Genomic DNA, 14,250 nt, shown 5'->3' with positions numbered 1-14,250 from the left:
ATATTTAGAATGAAATTAAACGATATACTAAAAGAGCGTATTGTAATTTTAGATGGTGCGATGGGAACAATGATCCAAAAGCATAATTTACAAGAAGAAGATTATCGTGGAGAACGATTCAAGGATTTTCATACGTCTTTAAAAGGAAATAACGATTTATTGGTTTTAACGCAACCGCAAATTATCAAAAATATTCACCGAGAATATTTGGCTGCTGGCGCGGATTTGATCGAAACAAATACGTTCAATGCCAATATTATTTCGATGGTTGATTATGATATGGTTGATTTGGTTGATGAATTAAACTACGAAGCCGTTCGTTTAGCGAAAGAAGCTTGTGAAGAGTTTTCTACGCCAGATAAGCCTCGTTTTGTTGTTGGTTCTTTAGGCCCTACAAACAAGACAGCCTCTATTTCGCCACAAGTAAATGATCCGAGTTATCGCGATGTGGATTTTGATTTATTGGCAAATGTTTATTATCGTCAAGCAAAAACAATGTTAGAAGCTGGTGCCGATATTTTACTTGTCGAAACTATTTTTGATACTTTAAATGCAAAAGCAGCATTTTATGGAATTCAAGATGCAATAGAAAAAACAGGAATTAATGTTCCATTGATGGCTTCTGGTACAATTACAGATAAATCTGGACGTACACTTTCTGGGCAAACAACCGAAGCTTTCTTGATTTCATTAGAACATATTGATTTAATTTCAGTTGGATTAAATTGTGCTTTAGGTGCAACAGATTTGATTCCGTATTTGGAGGTTTTAGCCGAAAAAGCTCCATTTTATGTGAGCGCATATCCAAATGCCGGTTTACCAAATGCTTTCGGTGGATACGATGAAACTCCTGAAATGATGCGAGATTTTATCAAACCCTTCTTGGATAAAAAATTGGTAAATATTTTAGGTGGATGTTGTGGAACTACACCAGATCATATCAAATTGATGGCAGATTTAGCAAAAGAATACGAACCTCGAAAAATTAATGTAGAATGTCAGGCGTAAAAATTCAACTTTCTGGATTAGAACCTTTAATTGTACGTGAAAATTCAAACTTTGTCAACGTTGGTGAACGTACAAATGTTACTGGTTCTAAAAAATTCTTGCGATTAATCAAAGAAGAAAAATTTGAAGAAGCACTTCAAATTGCACGTGATCAAGTAGATGGTGGCGCGCAAATTATCGACATCAATATGGATGAAGGTATGCTTGATGGTGTGGCTTCTATGGTGAAATATTTACGTTTGATTGCTTCTGAACCTGATATTTCGAAAGTTCCAATTATGATTGATTCTTCGAAATGGGAAATTATCGAAGCTGGTCTGAAAAATGTGCAAGGTAAAGCAATTGTGAACTCAATTTCTTTAAAAGAAGGTGAAGAATTATTTATCGAACATGCTAAGAAAATTAAACGTTATGGCGCTGCAACAGTGGTTATGGCGTTTGATGAAAAAGGTCAAGCAGATAATTATGAACGCCGAATCGAAATTGTAAAACGCTCTTATGATATTTTGGTGAATGAAGTAAATTTCAATCCAAGAGATATCATTTTTGATGTGAACATTTTCCCAGTTGCAACAGGAATGGACGAACATCGCCGAAATGCAATCGATTTTTTTGATGCAACTAAATGGATCAAAGAAAATCTTCCACATGCATTAGTTTCGGGTGGAGTTTCGAATGTTTCGTTTTCGTTCCGTGGAAATAATGCAGTTCGTGAAGCGATGCACACAGCGTTTTTATATCACGCCATCAAACACGGAATGGATATGGGAATCGTCAATCCAGAAATGATTGAGATTTATGATGATATTCCAAAAGATTTATTAGAACACGTTGAAGATGTTTTATTGGATCGACGTGATGATGCGACAGAGCGTTTGATTGATTTTGCCGAACATCTAAAAGGTGTTACAAAAGAGAAAAAGAAAGATGACGCTTGGCGTGAGTTACCATTAGAAAAACGTATTGAAATTTCTTTAGTAAAAGGAATAACAGAATTTATTGATGAAGATACTGCCGAAGCTTTAGAAAAAATTGGTTCACCTTTACGCGTTATCGAAGGTCCTTTGATGGATGGAATGAACGTCGTTGGAGATCTTTTTGGAAGCGGAAAAATGTTCTTACCTCAGGTTGTGAAATCAGCGCGTGTAATGAAAAAGTCGGTTGCTTATCTAACGCCTTTTTTAGAGGAAGAAAAACTTAGAAATAAAACAGACAAAGAACCTTCTAAAATCTTAATGGCGACTGTTAAAGGCGATGTTCACGATATTGGGAAAAATATTGTTTCTGTTGTTTTGAGTTGTAATGGTTTCGAAATAATAGATTTAGGCGTAATGGTTTCTTCTGAGACTATTTTAGATGAAGCGCAAAAAAATAATGTCGATGTAATTGGTCTTTCTGGGTTGATTACCCCTTCGTTAGATGAAATGGTACATGTTGCCAAAGAAATGAAACGTCTTAATCTTGATATTCCGTTAATGATTGGTGGTGCAACGACTTCTAAAGCGCATACAGCCGTTAAAATTGCACCAGAATATGATAAAGCAATTCATGTTTTAGATGCTTCTCGTTCGGTTACAATTTGTCAAAAATTGATTGGAAATCAACAAGCAGAATTACTTACAGAAACAACTACTGATTATACAAAAATTAGAGAAGGTTTCTTAAATCGTGCTGTATCAAAGGAATATCTATCAATTGAAGATGCTCGAAAAAATAAATTAAAAGTTGATTTTGAAGAAAATAAACCTTTTAAACCAAATAAATTAGGTGTTTTCACGCATCGAACAACAGTTTCTGAATTAAGAGATTTTATAGATTGGACTCCATTTTTCAAAACGTGGGATTTACACGGAAAGTTTCCAGCGATTTTAGATGATGAAATTGTCGGAACAAATGCGAAAGAATTATATGTTGATGCATTGTCGATGTTAAATAAAATCGAAACTGAAAATTTAGCAAAACCAAAAGCTGTTTTTGGGCTTTTCAAAGCGAATACGGTAAACGATGACACGATTGAATTGTTTGATGAAAATGATAACAAAATCGAAGAATTCTACACACTTCGTCAACAAGCAAAAAAATCGAAAGAGCAACCAAATATTTCGATTGCTGATTTTATTGCGCCAAAAGATTCAGCTATTCAAGATTATATCGGTGCATTTGCTGTGACGGCTGGTCAAGAAATTGAAGAAGTTGCCAAAGCTTACGAAACGAATTTAGATGATTACAATTCGATTATGGTGAAAGCAATTGCCGATCGTTTGGCTGAAGCTTATGCTGAATATTTACACAAATATGTTCGTACAGAAATTTGGGGTTATGGAAAAGATGAAACTTTATCGAATGATGAATTAATTTCAGAAAAATATAAAGGAATTCGCCCTGCTCCTGGTTATCCTGCGTGTCCTGACCATTTAGAAAAAGAAACGATTTTCAAAATTTTGGATGTGGAGAAAAATGCAGGAATTGAGTTAACAAGTTCGTTGGCGATGTATCCCGTTTCGTCTGTTTCAGGTTATTATTTTGGAAATCCAGAAGCAAAATATTTTGGAGTTGGAAAAATAAAAATGGATCAGGTTGAAGATTTTGCTAAACGTAAAAATATAGAACTTGATAAAGCTGAGCGTTGGTTGAGTCCTAATTTGGCGTAAAAGCGTTATGCGTTATGAAAAAATAAATTTGTGTTTCTTAATGAAGCTTTGCGAAATAAAGAATCTTAGATTCCTCGACAAGCTCGGAATGACAGAAACACAAAGTCATTCTGAACTCGTTTTCAGAATCACACAAGTTTGGATGAGATGCTGAAATAAATTTAGAATGATAACGAACGTAGAACAAAACAAAAAAATGCGTTAGGGATTGCAGTGAAAATCCTTTTTTGTTGATTTCGACTTCGCTTAATCAACAAAAAAGATTGCAACGAAAAGCCCGCCCGAAGGGAACGCCATTATAAAAGAAATTATATAATCGAAATTCGAGATTCGAACTTCGCTAAACGATAAAATAAAGAATGAAAGTTACCGAACATATAGAACGCGCAAACGGAAAACCGTTGTTTTCTGTGGAAATTTTACCACCTTTGAAAGGACAAGATGTCAATGCAACGTTCAAAACTTTAGATCCATTAGTTGAATTAAATCCAGCTTTTATCGATGTAACTTATCATCGTCAAGAGTATATTTACAAACAGAAAGAAAACGGGTTGTTGAAGCGCTATCAGGTACGAAAACGTCCTGGTACAGTTGCGATTTGTGCTGCGATACAGAATCATTATAAGATAGATGCAATTCCGCATTTGATTTGTGGTGGATTTACAAAAGAGGATACAGAAGATGCGTTAATCGATTTGAATTTCTTGGGAATTGATAATCTTTTGGTTTTGCGTGGAGATCCTATTAAATCGGAAAAATCTTTTGTGCCAGAAGTTGGAGGACATGCGCATGCATCGGAATTGATTGAGCAAATTACGGCTTTAAATACTGGAAATTATTTGGATGACGAACTACAAGAGTCTCACGCAATGGATTTTTGTATTGGTGTGGCGGGTTATCCTGAGAAGCATTTCGAATCGCCGAATCTTGCAATGGATTTGTATTATTTGAAAAAGAAAGTGGAATTAGGAGCGGATTATATCGTGACGCAAATGTTTTTTGATAATCAGAAATATTTTGATTTTGTGAAGAAATGTCGCGAAATGGATATTAATATTCCAATTATTCCAGGTATAAAACCTTTGACAACTTTCAATCAACTAACGTCGATTCCGCAGAATTTCTATTTGGATTTACCAGAAGCTTTGGCAATGGAAGTTTTGAAGTCGAAAGATAAGGAACGAATTAAGGAAATCGGGATTGAATGGTGCATTCAACAATGTAAAGAATTGATTGATTTTGGTGTTCCTGGATTACATTTTTACACAATGAGTAATTCAATAAATACAAAAAGAATCGCTGAGGCGGTTTATTAAATAGTAAAAATATGCTATCAAAAATCCGAGTCATCTATCGCTCGGATTTTTTTGGGTTTATTTATTTTATATTTTAATAATACGATGTTAACTACAGTTGTAATTTCTATTTTCCAATTATATTTAATAAATCATTAGATATTTCATTATCATTTTGCAATAGTAGGTGTCTTGCATTTTTAATTTCATTATTTTCTAGTGAAAGTAAAGCTAATTGATAATTGACTTGTTCGATTTCATATACGGAATATTTTTCGACTTGAGATTTTATCGTTAAAAAGATATTTTTAGCAATTTCTAAATTTTTCGGAATTCCTAAACCGTACAAATAATGAAATGCTAATTCGATAGGATACGCTTTATCTATTTCATAAACTTTATAAAGTAATTCAACTACTTTTTTATAATCACCAAGATCACGATATACAGTTGATAAATTAAATGCTGCAATACTATTATTTTCAGAAATTAATTCGTTGTATAGCTTAATTGCTTTTTCAATATCCTTTTTACAACCTAATCCTTCTGATAAATAATCAGCAACTCTTATTTTACAATATTTGAAATTTAGTCCAGTTAAATAATATTCAAAAGCTTTTTTATATTCTTGTTTAATTTCAAGACTATTTTCAAATTTTATCCCATCTTCATAAACTTGTGCAATTAATAAAATATCATCCTCAGACTTATCTTTTTTGGATAATAAATCATTCCAATCTTCAATGTTTTTGATTTGTCTCATTTGAGATAAGTTTACTTTTACAATTGAAATTAACTGAAAAAATATCGCAATTACGAATAAATTAAATCAAGAAATCCAATACTTTTTCAACAATTCTAATTTAAAGAAAAAAACAATATAAAACTCTATTCACAAAAAATCCGAGCATTTGCTCGGATTTAATTATACGATTATAGCCTTTTTTCGAGTTGATTTTTTCATTCGATACATAAGGTAAATAATTAGAGACAATAGAAATGAAAATATAAAGTATCTGATTGCTAATCCATTTTGAGTATCAACTTTACCAGTGCTTGAGATTATAAAACTTGTAAGCGAAGTAATAATATACGTCATTCCTCCCATCAAACCGCCAGCAACACCAGCATTTTTAGGAAAAGCCATCATATTTGAAGTAAAAAATGATGTGAATAAAATTCCTGAACAAATATGAATGAAAAACGCAAAGAATAATAAAACAAATAGATTTTGAACAAAGAAACCTGTGATTATCAAAAGTAAAATCAAAATTAATTGAACAATAATAGGTAAAGCTATACTTTCTTTAAAGTCAAGATGCATTCTTTTCTTTCCGACAAATCCTCCAATCATCCACGAAAAACCTAAAATTAAAGTTGAATAACCAATCACAACAGAATTAAAATGATAGGTATTTTCAATTAAAAACGGACCAATAATATTGAAAATCATCACAATAGAATAAGCAACAGCTTGTATCATTATACCAACTATAAATAATTGATTTTTAAGCATCATTCTATACGTATCGATGACGTTCTTAAGATTTAATTTAGTCTTTTCAATAATGCTTTCTCCACTAAAAATCAATTCAAAAATTAAAATTAAAGCAGCATAAATAGCTAAAAAATAGAAATTTGCATGCCAATTGAACAATTTTTCTAAATATCCACCTAAAAAAGGTGCTAAAATAGGTCCGCATGACCAAACAATTGTAAAATAACCTAAATAATGTTTCGCCTTTTCTGGTGTATGAATATCGATAAAAAGTGCTCGAGTTGCAATGACAATAATCGCAACTGAAATTCCTTGAATAACACGCAGCAAACAAATCAACAAAATACTATCTGTACTCGCGATAACCAAACTTGTGATTAATACGACAAATAATGCTACAATTTTTGGATAATATCGTCCAATTGCATCCAAAATACTTCCAATAAACAATTGAGACAAACCGTAACTCAATAAAAAACAAGTCAAAGTTAATTGAATACTACTTTCTGGAACCATCAACGATTTTGCCATCGACGGAAATGATGGCAAATAGATATCTGTTACAAATCCCGAAATTGGAATCGAAAAGAAACCAAGTATACTTACAATTTTTTTTCTTTTTTCTGATGCTTCTCTCAACATAAATCATTTTTTACCATGCAAAAGTAAAATGAATGTCAAATTGATGAATTAAAAAAGACAAATAAAAAATTACAAAAATCAAATAAATTAATTTTCTTGTTTAAATTTTAATGGAGAAGTTAAAGTATGTTTTTTAAAAAAATTATTAAAATGAGCAGGTTCTTCAAAGCCTAATGTATAACCAACTTGCGCAATATCCCAATCAGTATACAACAGCAAATTTTTAGCTTCTTCAACAATTTTCTGTTTAATAATCTGCGTCGTTGTTTGTTTCGTCACAGATTTCACCGATGAATTTAGATGATTTACATGAATATTTAATTTCGTTGCGAAATCAGCTGGTGTTTTCAAAACAAGTGGATGAGCAGGAGAATCTAACGGAAATTGTTTATTTAATAATTCATCAAACTTCTTATACAATCTCACATTCGAAGGCAATTCAACCGCATGTATTTCATCAACTTTTTGTTCTAAAACATAATGAAAAATAGCAGATAAATGATTACGAATACTAAAATATCTCAATTGGTAATTGGATTGATTAAGACGATACATTTCCTGAAAATAAGACAAAATCAAAGGCAATTGCTCTTCAGAAATCTCAATGAAAGGAGAACTCCAATCTTTAAACAAAGATGTTTTTTTGAATACATCAAACTCTTTATTTTCAGAAAAAAATTGTTGATTGAACAAACAAAAATAACCTTCTTGTAAACTCGATTTACATTCCCAAGTGTAAGAAATATGCGGAGATGGAAGAAATAAAACCGGTTTAGAAATATACCGTTCATTATTTCCATATTTAAAAATTCCTTCACCAATCAACAGACTAATTTTGTAATAATCTCGTCGACTATATGGACTTTTAAAACTACAATACTTGCGCAAAGAAATATTAAAATGCGCTTTATCGTGTTCAAAATTAGCAGAATTCATCAATTCGGCTTGCTCTAAACTAATTTTATTATAATAATCTGCAATAGTTTCTAATTCTTGGCTCATCTCTATTCTTACAAAATTCAAATAAACAACATTTTAGAATAATTACATGTTAAAATCTATATTAATCATAAATATTATAAAATTTCATTAACTTTAATCACATTCAAAATTCAATAAAAATGCCTTGGAATCCCGAAATTTATAATCAATTCAAAAATATTCGTTATCAACCTTTTTATGATTTAGCGGTTTTGATTTCTGCTGATAATTTGAAAAATTGCGTCGATGTTGGTTGTGGAACTGGTGAACAAACAGCTATTCTTGCCAATAAATTTGAACACGCTAACTTTTTAGGAATTGATTCTTCAAAAGAAATGCTCGAAAAGTCAAAAGAATTTGATTTAGCAAACCTTTCCTTTAAACAACAAACGATTGAAGAATTTTCAAATTCTGATTCAAATTGGGATTTAATTTTTAGTAATGCCGCATTGCAATGGTCAGATAATCACGAAAAATTATTTCCTAAATTAATCTCAAAACTGAATATTAATGGACAATTTGCGGTACAAATGCCTTGTCAAAAAGATAATGTATTGAATGTTATTTTGAGTGATTTAGCACGAGAAAAACCTTTTGCAGATTATTTGAATAATTTTCATCGAGACTCGCCTTTGTTAGCGATAGATGATTATGCGAAAATCATGTTTGATAATGGATTGAAGGATTTAAACATCAGCATGAAAGTTTATCCAATTTACGGAAATGACGAAACAGAATTTTATAATTTCATTTCTGGTTCTGCTTTGATTCCTTATATGGAGCACTTAACGACTGAACAACAAGAATTATTTACTACAGAATTCAAAACGAGAATGAAGAAATATTATAAGACTTTTCCTGCAATTTATTCCTTTAAGAGAATGTTGTTGTATGGGAGAAAGAGCTAAATAAAAAAGAGAATCATAACTGATTCTCTTTTTTATTTATTAAAATTTAATCTAAATCGTCTAATACAGATTTTAAGATATTACAACCTTTTATAATATCTTCATCCGAAATATTAATCGGTGGTGTAATTCGTAAATTCTCGATGCTATACATCAAAAAGAAAATAATCAAACCTCTGTTCATACATTCTTGCTGAACGCGCAACGTATATTCTGGCGATGATAACTCAGGAGCTAACATCAAACCTTTACCATGAATTTTCTTAATTTTTGGATGCTGAAGATTTTCTCTGAATAATTGCTCTTTTCGATCAATATCATCCATTAATTTTTCATCTTCTATAACATTTAGTAACTCCAAAGCCGCTGCTGCAATCACAGGATTTCCTCCAAAAGTCGTAATATGTCCCAATTGAGGATTTTGTTTCAACGAACTCATAATTTTATCAGAAGTCATAAACGCACCAACAGGCAAACCGCTCGCCATGCCTTTTCCCATTGCCACAATATCTGGCACAACTCCAAAATGTTCGAAACCAAACAATTTTCCAGTACGTCCAAAACCTGGCTGAATTTCGTCCATAATCAATAATGCACCAACTTCTTCACAACGTTTTTTCAACTTGATAAAGAAATCATTTTCTGGCAATCTAAAACCAGAAGCACCACGAATAGATTCAACAATAACACCAGCTGTTTCTTTGGTAATTTTTTGTAAATCTTCTTCGTTATTAAAATCGATGAAATAAACTTCTGGTAACAATGGTCGGAAAGCAGCCTTTTTACGTTCATCACCCGAAACACTCAACGAACCATGTGTATTTCCATGATAGGCATTACGAAAAGAAATTAATTGACGACGACCTGTAAAACGTTTCGCTAATTTAAGCGAAACTTCGATCGCTTCTGTCCCAGAATTCACCAAATAAACTTGATCCAATCCTTCTGGTGTTAAATCAACCAGTCGCTTACATAATTCAACTGGTTTTTCTTGCGCATATTCACCATAAACAGCGACATGCATATATTTGTTTACCTGATCTATAATCGCTTGATTGATGCGCGGATGGCTATGTCCAAGTGTATTCACCGAAACGCCAGCTACAAAATCAAGATAGGCTCTTCCATCCTTTCCATAGATATAAGAGCCCTTTGCGTAATCGACTTCAAAACCAGATGCAAAATTTGTTGTTTGCGCCTGATATTTGAAAAATCCTTCCTTTAATCTTCCCATTTTATTTTAATAAAAAAAGTACAGCTGCACCGCCCATTGCATATGCTGCAACAGTAAGAGCATCTGATTTACCTTTCGAAAATTTTCTTATTTTGAACGATGAAATATCGTTTTTATGAAACTTTAATTCTTTTTCTGTTCCTTTTACAACAGCATATAAAGTATCAGCTTTCCATTGCTTCGCCTCTATTGTATATTCTTTTCCTTGCGCATCTACTTTATAAAATTGATCGGGTTTGATAACATCCGAAATTTTAATTGTAGAAGGATCTATCGCTACTTTCTCTTCTTTATTCTCTTGTTTTTTAGCTTTTAGTGCAGCTAATTCTTCTTGACTTTCTGAAAGAGATGAACTAATTGCATTTTCATTCGGACTTTTGCGTTCTCTTCTCAATTCAGCAATATCAGCTCTGGAACGACTTCTTTCATTAGAGTTAGTCGTTTGATTTTGATTATTACCTTTAGATATTTCCAATGCATACTCCTCAGGATCAAAAGCTTTGTATGTATAACAACTTGATAATAATAGAATAGATAATATGATAGATGTAGTTTTCATTTATAGTTTTAGAAATTAAACGATTAATTTATGAAAAGATTATTTCGAATCGATAAAAATATCTCGCCAAGTGTTTAATCGTTCAGAAATTCGCCATTTAAAATCGGGCAAATAACGCATTTCTTCTGGAAATTTTGACAATGGATACATTTTTCCGTCCGATTTTATACGACATGCAACCAATTCAACATCTTTTCCTACAACATCAACTTCTATAATTCCACAATACGAAATATTAACTCCGTAACGTTCTTTCACTTTCGTTTTTTGATCCGTATCATCCATGTACGTCAACGCAACAGCGTTTTCTTCTACATTAATAAAATCAATTTTATCATCCTGAAAAAGAACAGTTAAATATTTTCCTTTGATTTGATGATATTCATTTTCCACAAGCGAATCCACTTTAGCAATCACAAAAGCATTATTGAACACTTTCATCGAGTCTAATTTTTCTGTTTTCGCATTTGTATACGCTTCGATATAATCTCCCGTCACTTGATTATCTCCAGAAAATAGAATTGGATCTTTATAAAATTGCATCAATCCTTTAGTTTGATTGTACACCAAAGAATCAGCTTTTCCATTCGCATTCGATTTGTAAAAACGCGCTTTATGAAACGCTTTTACCAATGAAGTCGAATCAACATTGTGACGTTTTACCGCCAACAACGTATCTGCACTAATGTAAAGCGAATCTTTATCAAACGCTTTCACAGCATACGCATTCTTTGTTACAAAAGCCGAATCTAAGTATTTAAAAGCTTCTCCGTAATCTCCCTTCAAAAATCTTTTTTCTAAAGGATCATCTAAAAAAACATCACCTTCACCTTTACCAAAACCTGTTTTGTCGTTGAAATAAAGTTTTTTAGCCGTCAACGTTTTGTTTTGATAATATACTTTTGAATTTCCTCTTAACCAAGCTTCACCCGTTTTTTTGTTAAAATCTCCATCAGAAGTAATGATATATTGTGATGGATCATTTCGACGTGTAATTTTAGAATAATCGCGGAAAGTTGTAATTCCCGTAATATCATTGGTCGTCATTTTTCTTGAATAAATCGTATAATCTTTATTCGTAATAAAAACTTCCGATCCAAAATTTGCCGATTTAGACTTTACATTATACACAACATTTCGTCCTTCAACCAAAGCACCATCAGAACCGATTGTTTTGTAAGTATCATTTACAATAATATTTCCTGTCAATCGCTCGTAAATCATTTTCTCAGAACTGATTTGTTGCGTAGGCGTCTTCACTTCTACTTTCCCAATACCAGTCGCAATCTCGGTTGTACGATTATAATCCATATAATCTGCCGTAATACGAGAACTTGGATCAGTCAACACCACATCTTTGAAAGCTTTTGCAATTGTTGTGTTTCCGTCATACTCCATTTTATGCGCCGTAATTGTTTTGTCTTTACTCACCAAACGTGCATTCGACCAAACAACAGCCAAGTTTTTATCACGATATAAAACCGCACTATCAGCTGTAATTACATCACCTTTATATTCAATAACAACATTACCTGTTAAAATCTGATTCCCTTCAAAACGATCTGGATAACGCTCAACTAAATCAGCATTCTTCAACACAACTTTTTCTTTTTTAGGTTTCTGTTGCGCAAAAGCACTTATCGTCATAAAACATGAAAGTAAAAAAGCAACTTTCAAACCTGTTTTATTTTTATTTATATAATTAATTAACAATTACTTAATGTTTTTATTTAATCTCTATTTCACTTCAAAAAAGTGTTAGCCAAAATTAGTATTATTTTTTTAGTCCTAAAAATTAATTATTACGTTAAAACGTGCTTGAATACTTAAAATTTTCATAATGTTTTAATCACTATGATAGATTTTTAAGTCTTAATTTGATTAAAAAAATAACTATTATTCATAAAATTCAATTTTAAAATTCTTAACTTCATATTCAATTTTTTAAATCTATTAAATGCCTCAATATCAAAATGTATTAGATAGTCCAAATACCAATACTATTTTTATGGTTTGGAATTTCAAGGAAAATACTGTTTACAAAAATGCTTTCAAAAAGCTTTGTGCTTTGGTTATCAATCTTAACCATTCAGCAAATACACGTTTTCCGAAAACACAATCGAGCGTTATTTTAGGAATTAGCTACGATGCTTGGATAAAATTAAATTTACAAAACCTTTACCGAAAGAATTAAAACCATTTGTTGCCATTAAGGGAGAAAAGCATGAAGCCGTTTCTACAAAAGCTGATATTCATTTTCATATCCGTTCTACGCAACAAAGTTATTGCATTGATATTGTTTCTAATCTAACTGATTTATTAAATGATGTTGCGACTTGTCAAGAAGAAATTCATGGATTTAGATATTGGGATGGACGTAGTATTTTAGGTTTTGTCGATGGAACTGAAAATCCTCAAGGTGACGAGAGAACAAATTTTGGTTTGATTGGCAATGAAGATTCTGCTTATACAAATGGAAGTTACTTATTTGTGCAAAAATACATTCATGATATGCAAGCTTGGAAAAATTTACCAATCTCTGAACAAGAAAAAGTAATTGGACGATCTAAAGTTGATGATATCGAAATGAATGATGATGAAAAACCTTCGAATTCGCATTCTGCATTAGCAAATGTTGGAGATGACAAAAAAATTGTTCGTGATAATATGCCTTTTGGAAATATGTCGACAAATGAAATGGGAACCTATTTTATTGCTTATGCCAGAAAATTTAGCATTGTAGAAGAAATGTTAGAACGCATGTTTGTTGGTGAACCTGCCGGAAACTATGATCGAATATTAGATTTTAGTAAAGCCAAAACTGGAACTCTATTTTTTGTTCCTTCTTTTGATTTGTTAGACCAATTTTCTAATTAAAATAACAAAAAAGACCTTTTACGAAATCGTAAAAGGTCTTTTGATTTTATAAAATCAAGGTTATTTATTTTTACGAGTTCCGTAAAAATACAATGAATGATTATCAATTTTGATATCAAAAATATCTTCTATCGTTTGTTTAATAGATTGAATTCTTGGATCACAAAACTCCAATACTTCTCCTGTATCAGACAAAATAATATGGTCATGATTTTTGTCGAAATATGATTTTTCGTAATGCGCTTGTTGATCTCCAAACTGATGTTTACGCACCAATTTAGCTTCCATCAAAAGCTCGATAGTATTGTATAAAGTAGCACGACTAACGCGGTATTTCTTATTTTTCATTTTGATATACAACATATCAATATCAAAATGATCATCTGTAAAATAAATTTCCTCTAAAATAGCATAACGTTCAGGTGTCTTACGATGTCCATTGTCTTCCAAGAAATTCGTAAACACTTGCTTTACTATTTCGTAATTACTTGATTTTACTGATTCGTCTGTCATATAAAAAATTTGTGTAAATATACAGAATATTTCCTTATCAATGTAACGAAACAGCTTTCAATTCGTACGTTTTTTTCTATCTCT

At 31.7% G+C, this 14,250-nt stretch carries 11 protein-coding genes and 1 pseudogene; 5 read left to right on the top strand and 7 right to left on the bottom strand.

Annotation, left to right across the window (positions count from 1 at the left end; genetic code table 11):
* Nucleotides 1-9 precede the first annotated feature (9 nt).
* The 3 genes from HXZ74_RS01080 (at nucleotide 10) to metF (ending at nucleotide 4,975) form a co-directional block, all read left to right on the top strand.
* On the top strand, nucleotides 10-1,008 hold the full coding sequence (locus HXZ74_RS01080; protein ID WP_286473433.1) for a homocysteine S-methyltransferase family protein: 999 nt from the start codon (nucleotides 10-12) through the stop codon (nucleotides 1,006-1,008).
* Nucleotides 996-3,659, top strand: a complete 2,664-nt coding sequence (metH, locus tag HXZ74_RS01075) for a methionine synthase (RefSeq protein WP_286473430.1) — start codon at nucleotides 996-998, stop codon at nucleotides 3,657-3,659. Before HXZ74_RS01080 ends, metH begins: the two co-directional genes overlap by 13 nt.
* A gap of 359 nt (nucleotides 3,660-4,018) precedes the next feature.
* The gene (metF, locus tag HXZ74_RS01070; RefSeq protein ID WP_115000637.1) at nucleotides 4,019-4,975 is read left to right on the top strand and encodes a methylenetetrahydrofolate reductase [NAD(P)H]; all 957 of its coding nucleotides are present in this window, start codon (nucleotides 4,019-4,021) and stop codon (nucleotides 4,973-4,975) included.
* A 106-nt stretch (nucleotides 4,976-5,081) separates the two neighbouring features.
* Here the strand turns inward: metF and HXZ74_RS01065 are convergent, their stop codons facing one another.
* The 3 genes from HXZ74_RS01065 to HXZ74_RS01055 all read right to left on the bottom strand — a co-directional run bounded on the left by HXZ74_RS01065 (nucleotide 5,082) and on the right by HXZ74_RS01055 (nucleotide 8,117).
* On the bottom strand, nucleotides 5,082-5,717 hold the full coding sequence (locus HXZ74_RS01065) for a tetratricopeptide repeat protein (protein WP_115000640.1): 636 nt from the start codon (nucleotides 5,715-5,717) through the stop codon (nucleotides 5,082-5,084).
* A 162-nt stretch (nucleotides 5,718-5,879) separates the two neighbouring features.
* Nucleotides 5,880-7,094 (bottom strand): MFS transporter, encoded by a 1,215-nt coding sequence (locus tag HXZ74_RS01060; RefSeq protein ID WP_115000641.1) that lies wholly within the window; start codon nucleotides 7,092-7,094, stop codon nucleotides 5,880-5,882.
* 87 nt (nucleotides 7,095-7,181) lie between these two features.
* The gene (locus tag HXZ74_RS01055) at nucleotides 7,182-8,117 is read right to left on the bottom strand and encodes a helix-turn-helix domain-containing protein (RefSeq protein ID WP_347881104.1); all 936 of its coding nucleotides are present in this window, start codon (nucleotides 8,115-8,117) and stop codon (nucleotides 7,182-7,184) included.
* A gap of 98 nt (nucleotides 8,118-8,215) precedes the next feature.
* On the opposite strand from HXZ74_RS01055, the gene HXZ74_RS01050 reads away from it, so the two are divergent.
* Complete coding sequence (locus HXZ74_RS01050; protein ID WP_280048910.1) at nucleotides 8,216-8,983, top strand: methyltransferase domain-containing protein; 768 nt, start codon at nucleotides 8,216-8,218, stop codon at nucleotides 8,981-8,983.
* A gap of 46 nt (nucleotides 8,984-9,029) precedes the next feature.
* Here the strand turns inward: HXZ74_RS01050 and HXZ74_RS01045 are convergent, their stop codons facing one another.
* Genes HXZ74_RS01045 through HXZ74_RS01035 form a run of 3 tightly spaced genes read right to left on the bottom strand, consistent with a single transcriptional unit; the run spans nucleotide 9,030 to nucleotide 12,489 of the window.
* Nucleotides 9,030-10,217: an aspartate aminotransferase family protein gene (locus HXZ74_RS01045; RefSeq protein ID WP_280061388.1), complete on the bottom strand. Its 1,188-nt coding sequence runs from the start codon at nucleotides 10,215-10,217 to the stop codon at nucleotides 9,030-9,032.
* 1 nt (nucleotide 10,218) lies between these two features.
* Nucleotides 10,219-10,776: a hypothetical protein gene (locus tag HXZ74_RS01040; protein WP_286473428.1), complete on the bottom strand. Its 558-nt coding sequence runs from the start codon at nucleotides 10,774-10,776 to the stop codon at nucleotides 10,219-10,221.
* Between the two features lie 39 nt (nucleotides 10,777-10,815).
* Complete coding sequence (locus tag HXZ74_RS01035; RefSeq protein ID WP_286473427.1) at nucleotides 10,816-12,489, bottom strand: OstA-like protein; 1,674 nt, start codon at nucleotides 12,487-12,489, stop codon at nucleotides 10,816-10,818.
* Nucleotides 12,490-12,733: 244 nt separating this feature from the next.
* On the opposite strand from HXZ74_RS01035, the pseudogene HXZ74_RS01030 reads away from it, so the two are divergent.
* Nucleotides 12,734-13,653: pseudogene (locus HXZ74_RS01030) on the top strand (Dyp-type peroxidase).
* Nucleotides 13,654-13,713: 60 nt separating this feature from the next.
* On the opposite strand, the gene HXZ74_RS01025 reads toward HXZ74_RS01030, so the two are convergent.
* The gene (locus HXZ74_RS01025) at nucleotides 13,714-14,166 is read right to left on the bottom strand and encodes a Fur family transcriptional regulator (RefSeq protein ID WP_038331681.1); all 453 of its coding nucleotides are present in this window, start codon (nucleotides 14,164-14,166) and stop codon (nucleotides 13,714-13,716) included.
* Nucleotides 14,167-14,250: the final 84 nt, after the last annotated feature.

The sequence above is a fragment of the Empedobacter sp. R750 genome (assembly GCF_030324345.1).
Classification (GTDB): Bacteria; Bacteroidota; Bacteroidia; order Flavobacteriales; family Weeksellaceae; genus Empedobacter; species Empedobacter falsenii_C.
The sequence above is the reverse complement of the archived record's forward strand: the minus strand, read 5'-3'. Positions and strand labels throughout refer to the sequence as shown.

Coding starts and splice junctions, on each gene's coding strand:
- HXZ74_RS01080 (WP_286473433.1), top strand. CDS start 10: ATGAAATTAAACGATATACTAAAAGAGCGTATTGTAATTTTAGATGGT.
- metH (WP_286473430.1), top strand. CDS start 996: ATGTCAGGCGTAAAAATTCAACTTTCTGGATTAGAACCTTTAATTGTA.
- metF (WP_115000637.1), top strand. CDS start 4,019: ATGAAAGTTACCGAACATATAGAACGCGCAAACGGAAAACCGTTGTTT.
- HXZ74_RS01065 (WP_115000640.1), bottom strand. CDS start 5,717: ATGAGACAAATCAAAAACATTGAAGATTGGAATGATTTATTATCCAAA.
- HXZ74_RS01060 (WP_115000641.1), bottom strand. CDS start 7,094: ATGTTGAGAGAAGCATCAGAAAAAAGAAAAAAAATTGTAAGTATACTT.
- HXZ74_RS01050 (WP_280048910.1), top strand. CDS start 8,216: ATGCCTTGGAATCCCGAAATTTATAATCAATTCAAAAATATTCGTTAT.
- HXZ74_RS01045 (WP_280061388.1), bottom strand. CDS start 10,217: ATGGGAAGATTAAAGGAAGGATTTTTCAAATATCAGGCGCAAACAACA.
- HXZ74_RS01040 (WP_286473428.1), bottom strand. CDS start 10,776: ATGAAAACTACATCTATCATATTATCTATTCTATTATTATCAAGTTGT.
- HXZ74_RS01025 (WP_038331681.1), bottom strand. CDS start 14,166: ATGACAGACGAATCAGTAAAATCAAGTAATTACGAAATAGTAAAGCAA.